A 22,320-nucleotide genomic window follows, 5' to 3' on the forward strand; every position below is an offset into this window, starting at 1 on the left:
TCATCTCCACTCCTTGGCGGTTACGATGAGCCAGAAACCCTCTCTTATCAAATCGACCTAAACTGTCCCATTGGTGCTGACGTCAGACAGTTTTTATGGTCAAAACGCTCATGTATTTGGCGTGTATTTGGATGTATTTGTGCATTTGGCCCTGCGGGCAGCCCTCGCTAAACAAAGTGCGGATCGTTCTCAGTACGTGCATGCCGCGACTACGCAGCCCGCTCTTCAAGACGCTTCTTTAGCGCTGCCTTTTCATCTGGCGACATAGACCGCATTGCCTGCCGCTCTTCTCGCGTCATAAGCCTGTAAAGGCCTCGACCAATAAGGACAGTCACATTTTCGGTTTTCTGAGTTTCCCGATCCTGTGTCGTCTCCGTCTGCGGTGCTTCTCGCTCCACAAGTCGCCAGATTGCCCCACCGCTTTCGCGGCCCGCATGGGTCAGTGAAACGGCTATTTGACACCCGTTATGTTCGATGTTGAAGGTGCTATCCTTTGCCTGCGCCAGATAGGTGCCAAAGCTCTTCGGTGAGTAATCGAAGTCGCTGATTGCATCACGCTTGAGCTTAAGCGGCAATGGGATTTCGTGATCCGCAACCAGTGCCAGAAGCCCATTTTCCCCGGATGCCTGAGCTTCCATTTCAACCGGCGTCAGCCGGTTCTTTGCGGCGTTATACCATGCCTGAACAAGCGCCTGCATCGGATTCCCGTCACCGCCGGTAACTGTCTCCAACTCGCTCCGATTAGTCTGGAACTTGTCCAGCCCAACTGTCTCAAGAATACCACCGACGATACTGTGCCAGCGTTCGAAGGAAGCTAGGGGCTTGCTCGTTGCATTTGGCTTGCCCTTCTCAATCCAGTTCTTCACCAACGTCAAACACGCCGCGATAATCTGTCCCCGGTGCACCCTTATATGGCTCTTCAAGTCACCCTTGATCTTGAAGGACGCGGGGTCGCGCTCACCGGGCTTCGCCATCTTGGCGTCCAGCTTAACGAGGCTCAGACGTCGCTGCAATTCAGGTGAGAAGCCGGGATTGATTCCGGTCCAGACTGTCGCTGATGAGTTCCGCATGGTTCGTTCACCTGTGCGACCCAGAATGCGGTCGGTCCACTCGCGCGAAGTCAAGAAGGACGCAATCGTAGGCGAGTCCATTTCACCTGCAACGTTGTCGTATACAAGGAAGTTCTTCTGTGTCTGCAAAGCCGTGAACAGCGCCTTACGGCGCTCATCCTCGTTCCGTGACAATGGGGGCCGCAAGTCGGTTCTACCGTCCGTCACGAGCTGACAGGCTTCGGCCAACAGCGACGCGCCAGTGCCGGGGGCAGGCTTAGTCAACAAATGAGCCGGTACGACATCATCGATGATTGCGGACACGAACGGAGTCAGCAACAGCGCCAGAAAGTTGGTAAGGGACGCGCCCGGATTGGCGACGTTTTCCTGCCGGGTACAGCCATCGAAAGGAAAGTCTGCGAAAAGATCGACCAGGAATTCGGCAGACTGCTGCGCAGCCTGTTCCAGACCCCTGGTCGGAATGGTCGGGATGACAAAGTCGGGATCAGGAAGATAGAGCAACCCTGACGCCTTGTGATATCCCGGCGTCTGGATCAAGTCGCCATCCTTTGTAAACGTCGGAACCGTTACAATCTTTTCAAGTTCCGGGACGGGCAACGCGGGATCAGCAAACAAATGCTCTGCAACGTCCTTGGGCGCTGCTGCGCTGACATAGTCGCTATCACCCCTCGTCTTTCGGTACGGAGCCTGAGTGTTGAGGACGTGGTTGAAAGTTTTCTGATTCAGAATTTCAATCCGCGCATCGCCCCTTGGTGTCTGAGGCACCCGAACAAGTTCAGAGCTGTGCGTGAACAAGATCGGGCGCTTACCCTTGTTGGCTTTTTCCAGCCCGTTCCGCCCGTAGTCACACTGTTCTGCAAAGCCGTGCAAATCGACGACATTCGTGTCTTCATTCTTGATGCGCTTATTTCGGCGTGACGCTGCAATTTCACATTCGGCTAGGTTGCGCACTGCATCCAAAAAGTTCGCTGTGTACTCAGGCCAGTTTTCCTTGATGACCCGCTTAACAACTCCCTTTTCTCGTTCCGTCGCGCCGTGAACGTGTAGCTGTGCAAACAACAAAGCAAGCTGAGCGTCCCGCATAGGCGCGACAAGCAAACGGCCTTCACTATCCCTCTTAGTCAGCCGTTCCAAAGCGACCTCAGGGTCCATCGGCTTCGCCTTGCAGATACGGCTAATATCTGATCCGCTCATCTTTTGTCGAAGCTTCGTAGCTCCGGGCGACATCTGGTTCTTCCCCAATGATGGTAGGGGTGTGTGTTCGTCATCAATGACCGCATCTTCAAAATCATAACTGCTCAATTTGTTCTCCTTAGTCAGTGTTGTTTCCCTTCTTTTGTAGGAGGGGCGCTAACGCGCCCCGTACTTTCCCCGGCGAATTGGTGGCATTGCGGCGTCGCTGGTCCGGGCAAATGATGACAACACATCAGCCATCACACGCGCCCCGCCTCATAGCCCTTCAAGAACGCGGCGATTGTCTCCAACATGTTCGCCACATTCCGATAAGCATAGCCTGCGTGGTTCAGTTCGTCGGATAACACTAAGATCAGATTGCCAACCGGCTGGGGGTCAAGGCCATCCCAATCTAGAGCCACGAGCGCGGTACGGGCGGTTTCAACAACAATGTCGTTTTCGGTGTCCATCACGCAGCCCCCACTTCTGGCGTCGGCAACCAACAGACAACCTCCATCGCCATGGCAGCGAGTGCTTCAATGTTCTCGGGCGTGGGGGGAAGCTCGCCTAGTTCCTTCATTTTAAAGGTCAGCTTGATCACTTCTTCCGGCATATTTCGTCTCCTTAGATTTCGCTATTTCGGTGTATTCGACACCTGAAGAAACCTACTCAGCGACATGCTGGCACACAACGGATTCAGAAATAAGTGATTGATATTATATAATTTTAAGCTTCAAGCTGAATTTATGGGGTGTCCAATTACCACTACTCAGCTTCAAGCTCAGTTTGTATTATTTCAGGTTGTAATAATCGGCTTCACACCGGGCGGTGAAAATCGACGGCGCGTGTCAGCGCATCACCAAGTGATTCCATGTTGACCACCTTGGACAAGGGCCACGCGCCCTGCCGCCAACACCATTCGCCATTTTCACCGGGCACGAACCCAGCGGAAGAGAGTACCCGTGTCGCTAAGCTAGGATCGTCGTCCAGATGCAACTTGATCCAATCGAACGATACATGAAGCCCGCCGCATGACCGGTATCGCGGATACCGATTTACGACGCTGTGGAGGATCGAAGAAAGCTCATACGTCAGTTCATCATCGCCACGCTTTCGCTTTCCATTCCGGTCATAACTCTTCGTTTCGGGCAAACGCCCGTTGTGAAACACCTGCATTATCTTCTCCAAAGTCAGGTTGTGATTGTTAGGTTCCCGGCGGCAGCAAATTTGGCCACGCTACCGCCGGGATCATCGGGGCCGGTTCGATCTTCCGCAAAGTGAACCCCCACTTGTTAGAATTAAGCCCCGAATTCGCGTTCTAATTGCACAGTGATCGCGCGCCCTATAGCAGACCATGCCGCCCGCCATGTGGCTTCATCATCGCAAGCGAGCCTGCTGGCATGCCACAATGCTACGCGTCGAAAGTACCGCGCCCGTGCACGTTTCATGCCACTATGCTGCTTCATTCCGCGCCTCCAAGATTGCACAGATTTCCAACTTTAGCCGCGCTCGTTCGCTCGCCAATTCCTGATCCGACATGCGAGCGCGCAACTGCTGGGCATTGTTCCATTTGGCATCACGCGCCAGTTTCCGTTTTTCTTGGGCGGCAGTCATTGGAGGCGGCAAAGGTCCACCCGCGAAAATCGACTTTTCGGGTGGGCTAGTCATAACGGCGCACCGCCGCAGGAATAGAGTTTCGACGGTCTGGGTCAGTTGTGGGAAGGCCGTCAGCAGCCCCGAAGCGTCGCTTTATCTCTTCGTAAGCAAGAGGCGTTAGCTTGTGGCCAGTGGGCAAGAATGAGAACCCCTCGCCTGAAATGTGGAACAGTGCCCACCAAGCGCCGCCATGATCTTCGCGAATGATGGATTCGATCTGTTTCAAGGTCATGCCAGTCCCCACGCACGCGCCTTGGCGAGCCTCTCGGACGGGCTGAGGGTCAGCAGCCTACGAAGTAGTGTAGCCTCGTCAGCGACCGAAGACGGGTCATGCGCAGGCGCTGCGCCGGTCATACCAAGTTCGCGTGCGCGTGACATTCGCTGGAAGGGTGCAAGGCGATTAAGTTCGGCGTGGGCATCCTCTTCACCCTTCTCAAGCGCCTCGCGAAGTTCGCGCTGCCTGACCTGCTCCTTTACAGCATCAAGAGTCTGCATTTCGATCAGCATCTGTTCGGCATTGTAGTCGTCGGCTAGAACAGCCAACCGGACGGATGGGAGTGCAATCAAATCGTCATCAGAGTCGACCGTGACACCAAGTTGATTGGCTACCTGCTGGGCACGCTCACGCGTGCCAAGCCAGCGGTCCCGCATAACCGGGTCAGTAGCGACCAAGTCGCGGAAAGTTTCGTTTGGGTCGCTCAACTATGCGGCCTCCTTTTCATAGAGATTTTCGTATCGGGCGTTAGTAATTGCGTACGGCACAGACCAGTGTTCAAAGGGCGGTAGCGCGTCAGCATCGCCAAGGACGGTCCAGCGAAGAACCGGGTCGGGTAGAGCAATCTTTAGCCGCAGCGCTTCCAAGTGTTCAAAGAGCACGGAAGACTGAACAGACAGGGCCAGAGCATTGGTGAAAGCAACCCTCGCGCCAAACAGACGTTCAACCTGTTCACCCTTTAACCATCTTTCTAAGCGGCGGGCACGGGCGACGGCATTGTCCCCTAACCACAGCTCTTCACCGTCGTTTTTAGCTGCGTCGAAAAGGTCGGGTACAGCATCCCGTTCACGCGGCTTGATGGACGGCAGGGCATCTGCCAGCCGATAGAGCCGTGCACCCATCGGCCCTGTGGTGTATTCCAACCCACGCGTCCGGGCCGTCACAGTATTACGCGTCAGCCCGACCGCATGGGCCAGATCGCTTTGACTTACGGTCAGCACTTGTTAACCTACTCACAATAAAAGGGAGTTTTCCTTGGAACGCTCGTCCCGTTGTGTGGGAATTATGCGCCCGAATAGGGAACAAAGCAAGAAAACCGCAAAAACGGGTCAAGGTCAGCATTACTGACTTAAATGGAGTATAGTCACAAAGAAAATGCCCGCTAACGCGGGCCTTCAGTCAACTGATCGCTCTGAACACGATGGTAAAGACTTGTCAGCAAACTAAAAACACTGACTTTTACCGTTTTCGGGTACATTCGATTTTGTAACCAAATTTGGGTCAATTGAGGTGTGACCTTTTCCTGCACCCGTGCAAAGATTTGTGTAACTCATCTCTTTTTTGAGTGTCACTGAGTTGGCTTAGAAACCGGTTGTGTGAGCGGCATACAGAGCTTGCTATTGCTTTGAGGGGTTTGCCCCAAACAGTGGCTTGATACCCCGTCTATCGAACCGTTTTGCGCTGCTGCTGACGTGAGGTGTAGGCATGTACAAGGCGTGAGTTCGGTTTTTTGTGTGGCCACGAGATTTGAAAGCTGAGATTTGATGTCAGTTCCGAGGTGATGATCGAACGCAAGCCAAGCACTGGTAACAACCACTGCCCACAACACGCTAAAGAGGGAGCCCACCAAAAAGAGCTCCGCAAAGCTCTGATTATCAAGTTCCTTAAACCGAGCAACTGTTTTTAAAGCAATAACTGCTGCTAGAACTTCCCATCTTTGCGTAATTATACCAATCGCCAGAACTAAGCGCTCTAAGAATCCAATAATCCATCCTGCTCGCTGGATATTGTTACTAGCGCTGTCCGGTATGCTGTCGCCAGAGCTATTTGAATCAACCTTTAAACCTGTCCTTCTAAAAAGCTCTTGGCACGCAAGGTTCCCTATCCATGTAAGCAGGACCAAAGCTATCACGGTGTAGAAAACACCGAATAAAAATTGCATCAATTTATCCTTTTTTGCTTATCTAGCGCACTGACAGCATCCGAAATAGCTCGCCACTGAACCGAGTAAGTCTCGAAGTCACCGGAGCTCCGCACTTTGTAAATACTGTGTACTGAGACACCTCTGAGCTTCGCAAGATCGGCGGCGCTTGCTCCCTCTATTGATGCTTTGATGTCTTTTCGTTGCTGCTCCGTCCAGTCCCGCTCGATAAGACTTACACCAGCACCGATTGCGTCGAGTAGTGTTTCAACTAGTGAGTTTTCTTCAATCGAAAAACGATAAAACTGATTGGATTTCTTATCGTTCAGCTTACGACGAGCTCTAGAGAGGCCCGGACCCATCATGTTCCAAGCTTTGTCGATATTGAGCGGCGTTTTGATTTCTACAAACCCAATGACAAATCGGCAATCAATTCCTCCCTCTAGTAGCTCCAATCTTAGGTCACGAGCGATCATGGCGGCTTCGGAGAGCGTGCGAACCAAACCCTGAAACTCGTCCCCTAGTGTTATTGTTAGTGGAGAGACCAAATCTGCTTTATGAATAACGTTCTGATGTTCAACAGCGTTGTTGAACTGTTCATATAAGAGCTCAACTGGCAGAGAGCTTTCACTCTGCACTATGTCTCCCATTATAATGCCGTAGCGACCTTTGATTGGATTTGTCATGAAGCCTATCTACCCTTGTAACCAAAAGTGGGTCAATGTCGTTTGTGACCCAGAATGAGGTAAAAATGGGAAACCGTAGGTCTCACTTTAGAGAAACCCAAGACGTACTTGCGACCCGACTCAAGGGCGGAAAACAGTGAGTTATTGTGTCAGAGGATGTGTTAGTCCCTGCGCTACACGCAATTAGCACAGAATACGTAAAGACATTTATTATCAGTAGTTTAGGTTACTTTTCGCCACGAGGACGGATTTTTCAATTCTCTCCAGCAGCACCATCCTTCAAACCATCCACCTGTCGCAGTCTCGCCTTGGCGTGAGCAGTGTTTATTGGCGCGATTGTCCCTGACCTCCCATCTTGAGGCAAAGCCCTTGTGGTCAGAAGGAGGAGGTTTGATGTTACGTGCCCGAATTATGCTAGTGTCTGCCCTGACAACCCTTGTTGCGGCTGGGGCGGGGTTTGCCCAGGCTGTTCCCGATACCGGTGCCAGCGGGTTCAAATTTGTCCCCGCCCTGCAGATCGGGCCGCGATCCGGCCTGCATGTCCCAACCAAAATTACGCGGCATTATGGCGTTGTGCAGCGGTCTCTGCCCTATTCCGATCCCGCCGCTGAGCCTCGGGTTCATCAGGTTGGCGGCGTCAAGCTGGTGTTCAAAGGGCATAAATTCAAAGGCCATCACGGGTATGTTTACAAAAAGCACAAACCCCGTCGGGTGCATAAGCGGCACGGGTTTCATGCCCCGAAAAAACACGTCCATAGGCCTTTCCCTCATCACAGGCGACATGGGGGATTTCATCTGAAGTACAAGAAAAAGTTCTATAAGCTGCGCTGAGTCCGGGTGTTTCAGCCGCCACGCAGGCGTTGCATCAGATAGACCTCGGCCCCTTGCGGGATCGGTTCGGTCAGGCCGGTGGCGATGACGCGGCCGTTGATCGCGATGGACACGCCTGCGTCAATCGGGGCTTTCAGCTGCGGATAGGTACGGATCAGCTCCTGCAGCACCTCTCCGGTGGTTTTGGCCTCGACCTCGACCACCTGCTGGCCTCCGGTCAGAGACCGAAGGCCGGACCACAGGTGGACCTCAACCATTGTCCTTGAGCGCGGCCAGAATGCGCGGCGGGGACATGGGCAGTTGCTTCATCCGCACGCCTGCCGCATGGGAAACCGCATTGGCGATGGCAGCCAGTGGCGGTACGATGCCGGTCTCGCCCACACCGCGCACACCGAAGGGGTGGCCGGGGTTGGGCACTTCGACGATCACCGTGTCGATCATCGGCAGGTCGCTGGCGACCGGGATGCGGTAGTCGAGGAAGATCGAGTTCTGCAGGCGCCCATCGTCGCCATAGATATATTCCTCGTTCAGCGCCCAGCCGATGCCTTGCGCGGCACCGCCCTGATACTGACCCTCGACATAAGCCGGGTGGATCGCCTTGCCCGCATCCTGAATGACCGTGTAGCGGGTGATCGAGGTCTTGCCGGTTTCCGGGTCAACCTCGGCATCGACGATATGGGTGCCGAAGGACACGCCTGCACCTTCGGGCGTGGCTTCAAAGTGCCCCGAGATCGGGCCTCCAGTGCGGCCCATATTGGCGGTGATGTCGGCCAGTGGCAGCGGGTCGAAATCACCTGCGTTGGGGCCAGAAGGCACGGCGCAGCCGTTTTCCCATTTCACCGCATCCACGGGGATACCCCATTTGGCGGCAGCGCGTTCGCACAGTTTTTCGACCGCGTGTTTGGCGGCCTTGATGGTTGCCAGACCCGAGGCATAAGTCACGCGTGAGCCGTGGCTGACGTCGTTATAGCCCAGCGTTGCGGTGTCGGCGACGGTGACGCGGATGTTTTCGTAGGGAATGCCCAGCACTTCGGCGGCCATCAGCGCCATCGACGCGCGCGAGCCGCCGATATCGGGCGTGCCGACCATGACCTGTGCCGAGCCGTCCTCGGACAGGGCGAGCGACACGGATGTTTCGCCGCCGTGGTTGAACCAGAATCCACAAGAGATGCCGCGCCCCTGCCCCGGTTTCAGCGGAGCCGAATAATGCGGATGCGCCTTGGCGGCCTCAAGCGTTTCGACCAGACCGATGCGCTGGTAGCGGGGACCATAGCTGGCCTTGGTGCCTTCGTGTGCGGCGTTTTTCAGGCGGACATCGACGGGGTCGAGGCCCAGCTTCTTGCACAACTCGTCCAGTACGGATTCCACCGCAAAGGCCCCCATCGGCGCGCCGGGCGCGCGATAGGCGGCTTGTTTGGGGCGGTTGGACAGCACGTCATAGCCCACCTGCCGCACATTGGTCAGGTTATAGGGCGCAAAGGCGCACATGGCGGTCATGTCGCCGGGGGCACCGGGGAAAGCGCCGCCCTGCAGGCGGAAAATGCCCTGAGCCGCCGTGATCGTGCCGTCTTTTTTCATGCCGATCTTGATGTCCATCGACGCCGAGGCGGTCGGACCGGTGGCGCGAAACACCTCGGACCGGCTCATCACGATCTTGACCGGACGGTTCGCCTTGCGGCTCAGCGCCAGCGCAACCGGTTCGATAAACACAGTGGTCTTGCCGCCGAACCCGCCACCGATTTCGGATGCGGTGACGCGCAGTTGCGAGGTTTCGATGCCCAGAAGCGCCGCACAGGTTTTCTGCGCGATCCAGTGGCCCTGGGTGGTGCACCAAAGCTCTCCTTTCCCGTCATTGCCCAGCGCGGCGAGACAGGCGTGGGGTTCGATATAGCCCTGATGGGTGGCCTCGGTCGTAAAGCTGTCTTCGATGACCAGATCCGCCTCGGCAAATCCGGCCTCGACGTCGCCATGTCCACTTTCGTGATAGCGCACGACGTTGGGATGCATCCCTTCGGGAACGGAATAATCTGCCGCGCCTTCGCGGATAACCGGCGCATCCGGGGCCATCGCCTTGTCCACATCAGTGACGTGGGGCAGGATATCGTATTCGACCTCGATCAGTTTCAGCGCGTCGCGGGCAGCCAGCGCCGAAGTCGCAGCCACGGCGGCAATCGCGTGGCCGTCATAGAGCGCCTTTTCGCCTGCCATGACGTTTTCCAGAACGTTCCAGAATTCGCCATCCAGACCGGGAAAGAACGGAACGTCAGCGAAATCGGCGCGGGTGACGACGGCTTTGACGTCCTTGTGCGCTTCGGCCTTCGAGGTGTCGATCTTGACGATCCGCGCATGGGCATGGGGCGAGCGCAGGATCGCGCCGTGCAACATGCCGGGGGCCGAGATATCCGCGCCGAACTTGGCACGGCCTGTCACCTTGTCCAGACCGTCGGGCCGGTCAGGTCGCGTTCCAACGAAAGTGAAATCAGTTTTGCGATCGTCCAGAGCCATTATGACGCCTCCCGCATCTCAGCCGCCGTATCCATCACGGCGCGAATGATTTTGTCATATCCCGTACACCGGCACAGGTTGCCTGCCAGCCAGTAGCGGGTTTCTTCTTCGGTCGGGTTGGGGTTTTTCTCAAGCAGCGACTTCGCTGCAACCAGAATGCCCGGGGTGCAGATGCCGCATTGCAGGGCGGCATATTCGATCATCTTTTTCTGCAAGGGATGCAGGACGTCGCCATCTGCGATGCCTTCGACCGTTTCGATCTGCTTACCCTCGGCCTCGACCCCCAGCATAAGGCAGGAACAGACCAGACGGCCATCGACGCTGACCGAACAGGCACCGCAATCGCCGGTGCCGCAGCCTTCTTTCGCGCCGGTCAGGTTCAGTTTGTCGCGCAGGCAATCCAGCAGGGTTTCGCGCGGGTCGCAGAGGTATTCGACCGTGTCACCGTTGACAGTGGTGGATACGTGGAACTTGCTCATGCTTGCTCTCCCTTGGCGCGGGCATAGGCGATTTTTGCGGCGCGTTTGGCCAGCACTCCGGCCACTTCGGTGCGGAAGGCGATGGTGCCGCGTTTGTCATCGATCGGGTTGCAGGCGGCCGAGGCCGCGGCGGCCAGCGCATCCAGTGCCGCGTCATCCAGCGTTGAGCCGATGATGGCCTTGGCACAGTCTTCGACCAGCAGAACGGTCGGGGCCACTGCGCCCAGTGAAACGCGTGCCTCGGTGATGGTATCGCCATCCAGCCGCAGGTTCACACCAACGCCGACGACGGCAATGTCCATCTCGGTGCGTGGGATGAAGCGCAGATAGGCGTCGCCACCGTTTTCGCCGCGGGCAGGAATGTTGACGGCTGAGATCACCTCGCCCTTGGCCAGGGACGTCTTGCCGGGGCCGGTCGGGATATCTTCGACCGCGATCGTGCGATCCCCGTCGGGGCCGGTCACGGTAACGGTTACGCCTGCCGCGACCATCGCAGGCACCGAATCCGCTGCCGGAGAGCCATTGCACAGGTTGCCGGTCAGCGTCGCGCGCCCCTGCACCTGGGTCGATCCGATCAGGTCCATCGCCTCGACCACGCCGGGCCAGTCGCGGCCCAGTTCCGGATGTTCGCTCATCTCGGCACCGGTGGCGGCGACGCCCAGCGTCCAGCTGCCATCGGCGTTGCGGGTGATGTCGTGCACACCGTCGATCTTCTTGATGTCGATCAGGGTGTCGGGTGTCACCAGTTCCGAGCGCAGCTGCACCAGAACATCGGTACCACCTGCCAGAAATCGTGTGATGCCCGTTGCGTTTGCCGCCAGAGCCGAAGCTTCGGCAAAGCTGGCGGGGCTGTGATAGTCCATGAATTTACCTCGCACCTGTGGATCAGGGTCTACTGGGGTTCGAGGGGAAGTTAGTGCAGGCATCCGCCCGCGTCCATGGCTGCCGCGACGTATTTTTCAGGTTGGAGATGTCGGTTTTGGACCTGCCTAGAGGTCAACCTCGATCACGCCGTCGGGTTCCGCCGCGCGGCTTTGGCACAGGATGATCGCGCCTTCGCGCTGTTTGTTCGACAGAACAAAGTCGCGATGGTCGATCTTGCCCGCAACAACGCCGCATTTGCAGACGCCGCAGATGCCGTCGGAGCATTTCACATCTACGTGGATCCCGGCCTCGTTCAGCACTTGCGCGGCGTCCTTGTCTGACGGAATCAGCAGGTCACGGCCCGATTTCGCCAGCCGCAGGGTGAACGGGTGGTTTTCGTATTCGGGCTGTTCGGGGACCGAGAAATATTCCAGATGCCGCGCCTCTTCGGGGAAACCCTGCGCCTCGGCGGCTTGCATCACGCCATCCATGAACCGATCCGGGCCGCAGGTATAGACGTGCCAACCGTCCTGATATCCGGACAGAATCGCATCCAGATCAGCGCGGGTGCCTTCGTCGGAGAAATGATAGTGCACGTGATCGGCCCACGGCATCGCGGCCAGATCGTCCAGATACCCTGCGCCCGCTCGGGTACTGGCTGAGTAGTGCAATTCGAACGGCTTGCCCAAAGCGTGCAGCCGGTGGGCAAAGGCGATCATCGGGGTGATGCCGATACCGCCACCCATCAGGAACGTCTTGGTCGCAGTCTCATCCAGTTCGAAATGGTTGATCGGTTTCGAGATGAAGACCTTGCGGCCTTCGTTGAAGATACGGTGCAGCAAGGCCGAGCCACCGCGCCCTGCATCCTCGCGCAGAACACCGATCTGATAGGTGCTGCGGTCGGTCGGATCGCCGGACATGGAATATTGCCGCAAGAATTCGGGCGCGACCAGCACATCCAGATGCGCGCCAGCGGTCCATTCCGGCAGGGGCGCGCCGTCGAGGGTCGAGAACTCGTATTTCGTGACATCCATGGTCATCTTGTCGACCTTGGTCAGTTCCACCCGCATGACCGGGGCGTCGCCTGCGATTTGATAGCGGTGGATCACCGACAGATCACCTGCCGCCTTGCGGGCCTTGTATTCGTCAGCCGTTACCATCGCCTCATAGGCTGCGATCCCGGCCTCGCGGTCCATGGCAAAGGGATAGGGCCAGGGATGCGGGGCCAGAGGGGCGGGATAGACGGCCAGCGTCTGGTCCTCATATTTCAGGTCCAGATCGGTTTGCAGGTCGCGCCGGTTCAGCGGGTGCTGCGAGGGGCGGTAGGCCCCGTCCGGCTGCAATTCGTGGTCCCACCACCATTTCTTGGTGTCGTTCAGCCCGCCATTGCCGACCGCGTCATCCAGACGGGCCAGCGCAGGCGCGGCAGAGGGGATGTTCATCGCCGCCCAGCGGAAGGGTTTTTCCTTGAAGATACCTTCGAGGTTCCACGGGCAGGTCTTCATGCAACGTCCGCACATCGCGCCGCCCGGTGTGGTGATGCGATAGGTGGCGCATTTCTGGCTGTCGGATTTCCAGATTTCATAGCCGTTGAACATCAGCTTCGGTCCGGCGGTGATCGCGCCTGAGGGGCATTCGCGGGCGCATTTGTTGCACGACTCGCAGAATGTCTGCAGGCCGAAATCGATGGGCATGTCATGCGCCATCGGCATGTCGGTCGTCACCGCGCCCGATTTCAGGCGCGGGCCGAGGTACGGGTTCAGGATGACCTCGCCTATCCGGCTGACCTCGCCCAAGCCGGATAGCAGCAACAGCGGCGGTTGCAGCACCTCTCCATCCATCACCGTATGCGCGCGGGCCTTGTAGCCGAGGTTGCGGATTTGCTGTGCAATCACGCCGCCCAGCAGCGAGAACCGCAGATAGGCGCGCATCGATTGGGCGACGCTGATCCAGTCATCGCCGCTGGCCCCTTCCATCGTCTCATAGCCCTGATCGATGATCATGCTGATCGCCTGGTCGTGCGGGGGCGTGATTTCTTCGCCCGTCGCATCATGCGAATACCACGCCCATTCGGGACAGCGGCTGAGACCAACGGCATCGACCCCAAGGAAATAGCTGGCCGCCTTGAGGTTGGCCGCGTTGCGTTCAGCATCCGTGGGGCGCGGCGCATCTGTGCTGTCGCCGTCCTGTAGCAGGACGAACGCCCCCAAAGCCCGCCGCTGCGCAAAACTGGGCGCGGATTTGCGTACGTAGTAGCCACCCTTGGCGCTGTCCTGCAGCGTTTTGCCCATATCTCCGAACTGCGCGCGAGCGAACATATCGGCGCGTTTGGGAACGCGGGCGACGTTTTCCTCGTCGATATAAGTGGTCGGGCTGTCGACCCGTTTGAGCTTTTCAAACGGATGCGCGCCGTCTTTGTAGGGCCGTTTGGCATATGGATCTCGGTTCAAGGCGTTCTTGGCGAAACCTGTGCCCAGCCACCACGCCGGGCCTTGCGTGCGAAACCACGGTTGCTGCGCCATGGGTTGCAGCGGCTGGTCATGCGCGATTTCCATTTCGGTCGTCACCGCTGCCAAACCAAAGCGCCGACCAAGCCAAGGCACAATCACCTCACCATCCTCGACCGAGCCCAGACCCGCCGCGACAGCCAGCTTGCCCAGATCGACCTCGGATGACATCGCCGTGTGCGCCCGCGCGTCAAAGCCCAGCAACCGAATGTAATTCGCAATCACCACCGCGTTTTCGGTGGCCAGCAGGCAGGCGCGATGGTCCTGCGCATCGATGATCCAGTCTGCCCCCGGCTCGGACGGGTCAGGGTCGCGGTTGTGTTCATAAAGAAACACGATCACATGACGATGGCTGTCGATCGAGCCGGGCGTCGCCTCCATGCTTTCCTTGAGGTCGGCCATGATCACGTCGATCCCCGAGGCCAGCGTCTTGGTCTGGCGCGTGCGCAAGGCGTGGGCCAGACGGTCGATATCGGGATTGCGGCGCGGTTCGGCCAGCAAAGCCTCGGGCGGAAGCGGGCCGCAGCCCATCATCGAGGCATCGTTGAAGTAACCAAACGCCTTGAGGTGATTGGCCCGCTCCACGGGATCCGCGGGGATTTCAGACGTCACCGGGTTCACAAAGCCGTCGCGAATGGCGTCCATCATGGCCTGAAATTCACCCATCGCATTGACGATGCTGTCGGGTTGTTCAGGCCGGTGATAGCTGAGCGCCTGCATCGGGCGCAGCTGTGACAGGTCGGGCATGTTCGCTTGCCGCGCCAGCCTTTCCAATGGGTATCCCCCCATATGAACGGGGCGATTTTTGTCCGAGAAAAAGCGGATACCCATTATGTGCCTCCTGTCTGCACCTGTCAGGTAGCCTGAGATGGACAGCAAATCCATTCATGAATAATCATACATGGTATGAGCAAAACTGATTTCACTGATCTGGACGGCAAAGTGCTGCGGGTCTTTCTGACCATATTGCAGGAAAGCTCGGTCTCAAAAGCGGCTGACCAGCTGGGTGTTACGCAATCCGCGATCTCGCACACTCTGGCCAAGCTGCGGCAGGTGTTGGGTGATCCGTTGTTTGTGCGGTCCGGTCAGGGGCTGACCCCGACCGAGCGGGCCTTGTCGCTGAAAGACCCGGTTCAGGCCGTTTTGGACAATATGCGCGCCCTGACCGAGGATCGTCCGTTTGATCCGCTGTCCGAGCAGATGAGCTTTCAGATCGCCACCAATGACATGCCGCGCGAGTTGATCTTTCCCGACCTGCTGCGGTCTGCCCGCATTGACGGGGTGCGGCTGCGGCTGGAGTTCATCCCCTCGGGCGTGCCAGACCCCGAACTGTTGCGCAGTGATCGGTGCCAGTTGATGCTGACACCTTTGCCGCCGGACGGGCCGGATATTTTTCAGACGCGGCTGCTGACCAGCCCGCTGATGGTGTTCTATGATGCCGCGCATCGCGCCCCGCCGGACAGTTGGGATAGCTATTGCCGCAGCGATCATGTCGAGGTTCGCTTTGCCGACGGACGCAATGCGCGCGCGGTCATGCGTGGCGTGGATCAGAGCCAGATCAGTCCGGCCGTTGTCACCCTGCCCCATTTCAACGCGATCCCGTCCTTTGTAGAAGGCAGCGACCTGATTTCGACCGATACGGCATTGATGAAACGCGGGCCACTTGCGGCGCTGGATTGCGCGCCGTTGCCGTTTGCCTGCGACCCGGTTTCGATTTTCATGGTCTGGCATCAGCGGTCGTCGAACGATCCGGCCCATCGCTGGTTGCGCGCCCGGATCAAGGCGATTGCTGCCGATCTTCAGACCTGAGCCAGCAACCAGTTGCGCATAGCGGCGGTCAGACGAACATCAGATATCGTGCAAAGGCATGGATAATCGCTAAAGTGCCTGGAAGCGGAAGTTCTGATTGGCCAAACCGATCCGCTGGCGGCACGATTGGCCATCGTCTCATAACGGAGGAAACAGATGACCAAAGTGGCGCTGATCACGGCGGGCGGCAGTGGCATGGGGGCGGATGCGGCGCGAAGGCTGGCCGCGGACGGGTTCAAGGTTGGTATCCTGTCATCCTCGGGCAAGGGTGAAGCTTTGGCGGCGGAACTGCGCGGCGTTGGGGTGACAGGTTCGAACCAGTCCAGCGACGATCTGCAAAAGCTGGTCGATGCGGCCATGGCCCATTGGGGTCGGGTGGACGTGCTGGTGAACTCGGCAGGGCACGGGCCGCGCGCGCCTGTGATGGAGCTGACGGACGAAGATTGGCACACTGGAATGGATGTCTATTTTCTGAACGCAGTGCGTCCGACCCGGATCGTCACGCCGATCATGCAGGCGCAGGGGGGCGGTGCGATCATCAATATCTCGACCTTTGCGGCGTTCGAACCTGATCCGGTCTTTCCGACCTCGGGCGTGTTTCGCGCTGGTCTTGCGGCCTTTACCAAACTTTATTCCGACAAATACGCAGGCGACAATATCCGCATGAACAACGTGCTGCCGGGTTTCATCGACAGCCTGCCCGAAAAGCCCGAGTTCCGCGAACGTATCCCGATGGGCCGGTATGGCCGCAGCTATGATGAGATCGCCTCGGTCATCTCGCTGCTGGCCTCCGAGGGCGGTGGATATATCACAGGCCAGAACATTCGCGTGGATGGCGGGATCACCCGGTCGGTTTAAGCGATCAGAACCGCGCCTTGATCAAATGCGTCAGTGCCGCGCCGGTTTCAAAGAAGGCGCGGCGCAGGCCGGGGTGGGATTCGTGATACTCAGACACGGCTGGGATCGGTAGTTGCGATAGATCCCCGCCCAGCAGAGCTTTGGCCATCAGGTGCCCAAAGACCGTACCCGGCCCGATGCCCCGGCCTGAAAAGCCGTGAACCGACAGGGCATTGGGGCCGATTTCCGTGATCTTGGGCAGGTGATCGCGGGTCATGGCGATGCGACCGTGCCAGCCGTCGGTCAGGGTCTGGTCGGCCAGCATCGGGTAAAGCTGGGCCAGTTTTCGCTGCACCCAATGGCGATGGGCCGCGCTGCCCGGATGGCCCAGATCCCCCATGCCGCCAATGATGAACCGCCCCTGTGGGTCCAGACGAAACGACGTCATGATCAGGCCGGTATCCCAGCACCCCTCGCCCCCGGGCAGAATGCTGGCGTGCAGATTGTCCGACAGGGGCGCGGTTGCATATTGGAAATAGTAGACAGGGACATAGGCGGTTTCGGTTGGCGTCAACCCCTGATGATACGCGTTTGTCGCCTGAATGACGGCGCGGGCGCGCACTGTTCCGCCGGATGTTTTCAACATCCAATGGTCATCGCGGTGGTGCAGCTCCTGAACCGCGCTGTTTTCATGGACATGTGCCCCCAAACGCGAGGCGGCGCGGACCAGACCTACGCAATAGGCCAAGGGCTGAATGGTGCCTGCCCGAGGGTCAAACAACGCCCCGTGAAACCCGGCACTGCCGGTTCTGGACTCGGCCTCGGCGGCAGAGAGCAGTTCGACCGGGGCACCGGATGCTGCAAGCTGTGCGTGGCGCGTTGTGAGGTTTCGAAATCCTGACGCGGAATGCGCGCAATGAAGCGTTCCGTTGCGGATCGGTGCGCAGGCGATGTCGTGCTTTTCGATCCGACCGAAGACACCGGACGGCGCATCGGACAAAAGCTGCGTCAGCCGGTCCCCGGCGGCTTGCCCAAGGTGGTCGCGGATCTGTTGCGGCGGCAACCACAGACCGGCATTGACCAGCCCGACATTGCGGCCCGAGCCGCCATGCGCGATCTCATGTGCCTCAAGCAGGCAGACAGATGCGCCATCCTCTGCCGCTGTCAGAGCAGCGGAACAGCCGGTATAGCCGCCGCCAATGACGGCCAGATCGACCGACAGATCGCCGGACAGCGGCTGTGTGTCGATCCGTTCGGCGCTGGTCATTCGCCATAAAGAGTGTTCGATAGACTTCAAGAAACCTCTGCCTTGTTTGCGCCAATCCTCATCGCTTACCCGGTGGCGAGCGCCCTTTGGTCGTCGCGGCCCATCGCAACCAGCAGGGGCCGTTCGTCCTGTTGGGTCTGAAACGAGGTTTTATCGCGCATCCCTTTCCAATCCGCCAGAACAAGCGATTGCGCCACCGCCCCGCCCAATGTTGCCCCCGGGCCTGTCACGATGAACAGGTCCGGCGCGAACTCGCGCGCAGCGGTTTGAATGGCACGGGTGAAATCATAGGTCTCGGTGACCTGATGGCCCAGAGTGTAATCCCACAGCGCATCGCGGTCGGTGGCCCCGGGCCACCAGATTTTGCCACGCCCGTCGATCATCGGATGATCGGGTTGGCCAAAGAGGTCCGCACCCAGCGCCGCCCGCCCCTGCGCCGCGACCGGAGCCTGCAATTGCGTATGAAAGGCGGCATGGTTCTGCAGGCGCATGGGAAAGCGGCCCTGCACTGTGGGCTGCGATGCCTCGAACGTGGTCAGACCTGTTTCGTTTCCGGCCAGAACCAGCATTCCGCCGAGGTCAATGGAGAGTGCCAGATCATGCCCTTCAAGTGCATCAATGCGAGCAATTTCGGCCAGAAGGGCGGATTTACGCGCCGCGTCATTGGTCCAGTCGTCATCGACAAACGGGTACACCAGCTGGCCGCCGATCAGGTGATCCTGCATCAGCGTGCCCATTGTGTTGACGACCCGGAACCCGTCGGTGGGGCTGAGCGCACCGGCCACGGCCAGCGCCGAATACCACCCCATCGAGTTTCCGGTGACGGCTACAACCTCGATATCATCCGCCAATGCCTGCGCATCCGCCAATGAGGCGGCATAGATTAGGGGCGAGGCCACATCGCCACGCGAATAGCGCGCCACCGAATAGCGTGCGGCCCCGTCCAGAGCGGTGACGGCATCCTGCCCCTGTGCGGTGCGGATGGCATCGAAGCTTTGAAACATATCTATCCGCGCGGCGTGGTGGCGATGCAGATAGCCCAGTTCAGGTTTGTTATAGGTGCCCCGCCCGGGGCAGATCACAACAGCGGTGCGGGTCATTTCTTTACCCCCGTCAGTTTCAGGGCTGCGGCCACGATCCCGTCCTTGGATGGCAGCGGCGCAGCATAGGCCGGACCGGTGGCAATGAAACTGTCCTCGGCCACAACGCGCGCGGTTGGGGTGGCGGGACTTTCTTCGACGAAGAAAGTCATCAGCGCCTCGGACTGGCTGCCGGTGCGGCGGCATTCGTCGACGATCAAAACGTGCTTGCACGTTTTGGTGGCCTCGCGCAGGGCCTCGACCGGCAAGGGGGCAAGCCAGCGCAGGTCGATGATCCGGGTCTTCAGCCCTGCGGCCTGCAATTCGGGCAGGGCCTGTTGCGACAGGTAATGCCCGTTGCCATAGGTGACGATGGCCAGATCGGTGCCCTGTCCGTGCACGCCAACCTCGCCCAATGCGATACGCTGATCCACCGAGGGATAAGTGGTCATCCACCCCACGTCTTGCGGCGCATGTAGATCGCGCATCGGATAAAGCGCGATGGGTTCCAGAAATACCACGACCCGCTGCTCTTCCCGCGCCAGCCGCACACATTCGCGCAGCATTTGCGCCGCGTCCGCTCCGGTCGACGGGCAAGCAATGATCACGCCGGGAATATCCCGAAGGACGGCCAGCGAGTTGTCATTGTGAAAATGACCGCCAAAGCCCTTTTGGTATCCCAACCCCGCGATGCGCAGCACCATCGGGTTGGTGAATTGTCCGTTCGAGAAAAACGGCAGGGTCGCCGCCTCGCCCCGTATCTGGTCTTCGGCGTTGTGGAGATAGGCGAGGAACTGAATCTCGGGGATCGGAACAAAGCCGTTGTGCCCCAGCCCGATGGCCAGACCAAGAATGGATTGCTCATCCAGCAGCGTATCGATCACCCGATCCGGGCCAAAGCGCTGTTGCAGCTTTTGCGTAACACCGTAGACGCCACCCTTGCGACCAACATCCTCGCCCATGCACAGAATCTCGCCATGTTCCAGCATCAGGTCGGTCAGCGCCCAGTTGATCAGGCGGCTCATGGGTTGAGGTTCAGCCATGGCACGCAGGTCGCTGCCAAAACTGGCGGCACGGGCCTTTGCATCCGGGCCATTCGTCGGCTTGCACGCGCGCTTTGGAGGGATCAGGCTGGCCATGACATCCTGCGCGGTGGTCAGATGCGGTCGCGTGGCGGCCTCGGCCGCGACCCGGTCGGTGCGTGCGCAGGTCTGTGTATAGATTTTCAACGCCGCGTCCGGCGTCAGCGCCCCGGCCTGATCCAGCAGGCGAACGGAATGCAGTAGCGGATCATTGGCCTCATCGGCCTCAACCTCGGACTTGCTGAGGTAAGTCGTGGGCACATCCGCGCCTGCGTGACCGTATAGGCGCACTGTTTTCAGGTGCAGAAAGGCCGGTTTGCGGCGGGTCCGGACATAGTCAGCTGCCTGCTTGGCCACGGCATAGGTTTCATAGATGTCCAGCCCGTTGGCCTGAAAGTACTTGATGCCGGGCCGATGCTCCATCGATGCCTGAATCCAGCCTTTCGGCGTTTTCACCGATATGCCGATACCATTATCTTCGCACACGAACAGTAGGGGCAGCGGCGTTGATTGCACGCTGGTCCAACCGGCGGTGTTGATGGCCCCCTGCGCAGTTGAATGGTTGGCCGAGGCATCCCCGAAGGAACACATCGCGATCCCGTCCTCGGGCAATGCGCGATGCTCGGGCGCGTGCCGCTTTGCCGCGCCCAACGCATAGGCGGCACCGACCGCTTTGGGCAGATGGCTGGCGATGGTCGAGGTTTGCGGCGGGATCATCAGGCTTTTCGATCCAAGCACCTTGTGCCGCCCGCCCGACGTCGGATCGTCGCTGGAGCACGCGAAACTCAGCAGCATGTCCCAGGCGATTTGCTGCCCCGGCACCTGCTCGGCCCGCGCGATCTGAAACGCGGCATCGCGGTAGTGCAGAAAGGCAATATCGCTTGGGCGCAGGGCATGGGCGACGGCGGCCATGCCCTCGTGCCCGGAGGAACCGATGGTGTAAAAGCCCTTGCCCTCTTTCTGCATGGTGCGGCTGGTGCGGTCCAGCGCCCGGCTCAGGACTTGCGAACGAAACAGCGACACCGCATCCGCGTTGCTCAGCCCTTCGCGTGGCGCGGAACCGGGGGGGAAATCGCGCGCGGCAACGCGGTTCAGGAAATTCTCATGTACGATCTGGGCGCGATCCATATCAGTCCTCGAGTTCCGTTCGCCCAATTCTGGCGATCTGTTCCAATTCGTCGGTTGTTTCGTCCGGCCTGTCTACGCGAAATTGTGCCGCCAAGCCGGCAAGCCCGCAAACACAGCACATCTGCGACCCGAGTGTCATGGCTCTGGTCCGGGTGAAAAACCAGTGATATTGCGTCCAGCAGGTATGAGGATTTATCATATGATTGCACCACGCCGGTTCCTGCCGTCGATTTCATCCTTGCTGGCGTTAGAGGCCGTTGATCGCCTCGGCAGCGCCTCTGCCGCGGCCGAGGAACTTTCCTTGACCCAAAGCGCCGTCAGTCGCCAATTGAAAACCGCCGAGGACCAGCTGGGCATAGACCTGATCGACCGCAATCAGGTGCGTTTACGCCTGACACCGGCGGCGCAAGACTATGTGCAAACCGCAAGGGGTTCGCTGAACGATCTGGCGCAGGCTGCGCTGCGTCTCAAGGCCAATCCCGAGGGGGGATCATTGAACCTGTCGATCCTGCCCGCCTTTGGGATGCACTGGCTGGCCCCGCGCCTGCAGGACTTTGCCCAGCACCACCCGGAGGTGACGGTCAATCTGGGCACGCGGTTGAAACCATTTGATTTCGCGGCCGAGCCCTTTGACGCAGCAATCCATTTCGGGCGTCGCGACTGGGCGGGGGTCGAGTATCTGAAGATCATGAGCGAGGAGGTGCTGCCTGTCTGCGCCCCAGAGATGGCGCGCGGCGGCTTTGCCTCATTGGAGGCATTAAGGGACGCGCCGCTGCTGCATCTCGATACCCGCGCAGATGCGTGGGAGCAGTGGTTCGAGGCGCAGGGGCATCCCGCCACTGGACTGCATGGAATGCTGTTTGATCAGTTCTCCACCATGATACAGGCAACTGTGCATGGGCTGGGCGTGGCGTTGTTGCCTGCTTTTCTGATCGAAGATGATCTGCGTGCCGGACGGTTGGTTCCGGCCTGGGATGCGCCGGGGGTGAGCCTTGGGGAGTATTTTCTGGTCTGGCCCGTCACCCGGTCCACCTCACAACCCGTCCAATCCTTTCGCGGGTGGCTGGAACGACAGTTGAAAGAGGATACCGCAGCTTAGCACCTGCTGCGCGGCCTTTGGCCTTGCGTCCTGCGGACGGCAGGGGGGCCGGGCCGGCGCGGGCTTTGCCCGCGCTGGGCCGGCCCAACCTGAGGAGATGTTCCGACAGGAAT

The 22,320-nt window shown here is 59.0% G+C and carries 21 protein-coding genes; 4 read left to right on the forward strand and 17 right to left on the reverse strand.

The window, feature by feature from the left end:
• Nucleotides 1–209 precede the first annotated feature (209 nt).
• From ACR0FG_RS20340 to ACR0FG_RS20380, 9 genes are all read right to left on the reverse strand, one after another.
• On the reverse strand, nucleotides 210–2,372 hold the full coding sequence (locus tag ACR0FG_RS20340; RefSeq protein WP_480895153.1) for a hypothetical protein: 2,163 nt from the start codon (nucleotides 2,370–2,372) through the stop codon (nucleotides 210–212).
• A gap of 131 nt (nucleotides 2,373–2,503) precedes the next feature.
• Nucleotides 2,504–2,713 carry a hypothetical protein gene (locus ACR0FG_RS20345; protein WP_480895154.1) on the reverse strand — a complete coding sequence of 70 codons (210 nt, stop codon included), beginning with the start codon at nucleotides 2,711–2,713 and terminating at the stop codon, nucleotides 2,504–2,506.
• The gene (locus ACR0FG_RS20350; RefSeq protein WP_480895156.1) at nucleotides 2,713–2,856 is read right to left on the reverse strand and encodes a hypothetical protein; all 144 of its coding nucleotides are present in this window, start codon (nucleotides 2,854–2,856) and stop codon (nucleotides 2,713–2,715) included. The genes ACR0FG_RS20345 and ACR0FG_RS20350 overlap by 1 nt, the downstream gene beginning before the upstream one ends.
• A 203-nt stretch (nucleotides 2,857–3,059) precedes the next feature.
• Nucleotides 3,060–3,419, reverse strand: a complete 360-nt coding sequence (locus ACR0FG_RS20355) for a hypothetical protein (RefSeq protein WP_480895158.1) — start codon at nucleotides 3,417–3,419, stop codon at nucleotides 3,060–3,062.
• A 484-nt stretch (nucleotides 3,420–3,903) separates the two neighbouring features.
• Nucleotides 3,904–4,131 carry a hypothetical protein gene (locus ACR0FG_RS20360; protein WP_480895160.1) on the reverse strand — a complete coding sequence of 76 codons (228 nt, stop codon included), beginning with the start codon at nucleotides 4,129–4,131 and terminating at the stop codon, nucleotides 3,904–3,906.
• Nucleotides 4,128–4,601 carry a hypothetical protein gene (locus tag ACR0FG_RS20365; protein ID WP_480895162.1) on the reverse strand — a complete coding sequence of 158 codons (474 nt, stop codon included), beginning with the start codon at nucleotides 4,599–4,601 and terminating at the stop codon, nucleotides 4,128–4,130. The genes ACR0FG_RS20360 and ACR0FG_RS20365 overlap by 4 nt, the downstream gene beginning before the upstream one ends.
• On the reverse strand, nucleotides 4,602–5,036 hold the full coding sequence (locus tag ACR0FG_RS20370; protein WP_480895163.1) for a hypothetical protein: 435 nt from the start codon (nucleotides 5,034–5,036) through the stop codon (nucleotides 4,602–4,604).
• 425 nt (nucleotides 5,037–5,461) lie between these two features.
• Entirely contained in the window at nucleotides 5,462–6,055 is a 594-nt protein-coding gene (locus ACR0FG_RS20375; RefSeq protein WP_480895165.1) for a hypothetical protein, read from the reverse strand.
• Nucleotides 6,055–6,720, reverse strand: coding sequence for a SatD family protein (locus ACR0FG_RS20380; protein ID WP_480895167.1), 666 nt, complete (start codon nucleotides 6,718–6,720; stop codon nucleotides 6,055–6,057). Before ACR0FG_RS20380 ends, ACR0FG_RS20375 begins: the two co-directional genes overlap by 1 nt.
• Nucleotides 6,721–7,113: 393 nt before the next feature.
• On the opposite strand from ACR0FG_RS20380, the gene ACR0FG_RS20385 reads away from it, so the two are divergent.
• The gene (locus ACR0FG_RS20385) at nucleotides 7,114–7,551 is read left to right on the forward strand and encodes a hypothetical protein (protein ID WP_480895169.1); all 438 of its coding nucleotides are present in this window, start codon (nucleotides 7,114–7,116) and stop codon (nucleotides 7,549–7,551) included.
• An 11-nt stretch (nucleotides 7,552–7,562) separates the two neighbouring features.
• On the opposite strand, the gene ACR0FG_RS20390 is transcribed toward ACR0FG_RS20385, so the two are convergent.
• The 5 genes from ACR0FG_RS20390 to ACR0FG_RS20410 form a co-directional block, all read right to left on the reverse strand.
• Complete coding sequence (locus ACR0FG_RS20390; RefSeq protein ID WP_480895170.1) at nucleotides 7,563–7,808, reverse strand: MoaD/ThiS family protein; 246 nt, start codon at nucleotides 7,806–7,808, stop codon at nucleotides 7,563–7,565.
• Complete coding sequence (locus ACR0FG_RS20395) at nucleotides 7,801–10,056, reverse strand: xanthine dehydrogenase family protein molybdopterin-binding subunit (protein ID WP_480895172.1); 2,256 nt, start codon at nucleotides 10,054–10,056, stop codon at nucleotides 7,801–7,803. Before ACR0FG_RS20395 ends, ACR0FG_RS20390 begins: the two co-directional genes overlap by 8 nt.
• A complete protein-coding gene (locus ACR0FG_RS20400) occupies nucleotides 10,056–10,535 on the reverse strand; it encodes a (2Fe-2S)-binding protein (protein WP_480732319.1) in 480 nt (159 codons plus the stop codon). Before ACR0FG_RS20400 ends, ACR0FG_RS20395 begins: the two co-directional genes overlap by 1 nt.
• Complete coding sequence (locus ACR0FG_RS20405) at nucleotides 10,532–11,398, reverse strand: FAD binding domain-containing protein (protein WP_480895174.1); 867 nt, start codon at nucleotides 11,396–11,398, stop codon at nucleotides 10,532–10,534. The genes ACR0FG_RS20400 and ACR0FG_RS20405 overlap by 4 nt, the downstream gene beginning before the upstream one ends.
• 126 nt (nucleotides 11,399–11,524) lie before the next feature.
• Nucleotides 11,525–14,737: a reductive dehalogenase gene (locus ACR0FG_RS20410; RefSeq protein WP_480895176.1), complete on the reverse strand. Its 3,213-nt coding sequence runs from the start codon at nucleotides 14,735–14,737 to the stop codon at nucleotides 11,525–11,527.
• A gap of 75 nt (nucleotides 14,738–14,812) precedes the next feature.
• Here ACR0FG_RS20410 and ACR0FG_RS20415 point away from each other — a divergent pair, with 75 nt between their 5' ends.
• Together ACR0FG_RS20415 and ACR0FG_RS20420 are read left to right on the forward strand one after the other, a co-directional pair.
• Nucleotides 14,813–15,715, forward strand: coding sequence for a LysR family transcriptional regulator (locus ACR0FG_RS20415; protein WP_480895178.1), 903 nt, complete (start codon nucleotides 14,813–14,815; stop codon nucleotides 15,713–15,715).
• Between the two features lie 156 nt (nucleotides 15,716–15,871).
• Nucleotides 15,872–16,573, forward strand: coding sequence for an SDR family oxidoreductase (locus ACR0FG_RS20420; RefSeq protein WP_170713895.1), 702 nt, complete (start codon nucleotides 15,872–15,874; stop codon nucleotides 16,571–16,573).
• A 4-nt stretch (nucleotides 16,574–16,577) separates the two neighbouring features.
• On the opposite strand, the gene ACR0FG_RS20425 is transcribed toward ACR0FG_RS20420, so the two are convergent.
• The 3 genes from ACR0FG_RS20425 to ACR0FG_RS20435 form a co-directional block, all read right to left on the reverse strand.
• Nucleotides 16,578–17,819, reverse strand: a complete 1,242-nt coding sequence (locus ACR0FG_RS20425) for an NAD(P)/FAD-dependent oxidoreductase (RefSeq protein ID WP_480895179.1) — start codon at nucleotides 17,817–17,819, stop codon at nucleotides 16,578–16,580.
• Nucleotides 17,820–17,884: 65 nt separating this feature from the next.
• Nucleotides 17,885–18,919, reverse strand: coding sequence for an ACP S-malonyltransferase (locus ACR0FG_RS20430; RefSeq protein WP_480895181.1), 1,035 nt, complete (start codon nucleotides 18,917–18,919; stop codon nucleotides 17,885–17,887).
• Nucleotides 18,916–21,108: a dehydrogenase E1 component subunit alpha/beta gene (locus tag ACR0FG_RS20435; protein ID WP_480895183.1), complete on the reverse strand. Its 2,193-nt coding sequence runs from the start codon at nucleotides 21,106–21,108 to the stop codon at nucleotides 18,916–18,918. Before ACR0FG_RS20435 ends, ACR0FG_RS20430 begins: the two co-directional genes overlap by 4 nt.
• Nucleotides 21,109–21,307: 199 nt before the next feature.
• Between ACR0FG_RS20435 and ACR0FG_RS20440 the strand changes: the two genes are divergently transcribed.
• A complete protein-coding gene (locus ACR0FG_RS20440; protein ID WP_480895185.1) occupies nucleotides 21,308–22,207 on the forward strand; it encodes a LysR substrate-binding domain-containing protein in 900 nt (299 codons plus the stop codon).
• Nucleotides 22,208–22,320: the final 113 nt, after the last annotated feature.

The sequence above is a fragment of the Ruegeria sp. E1 genome (assembly GCF_056534225.1).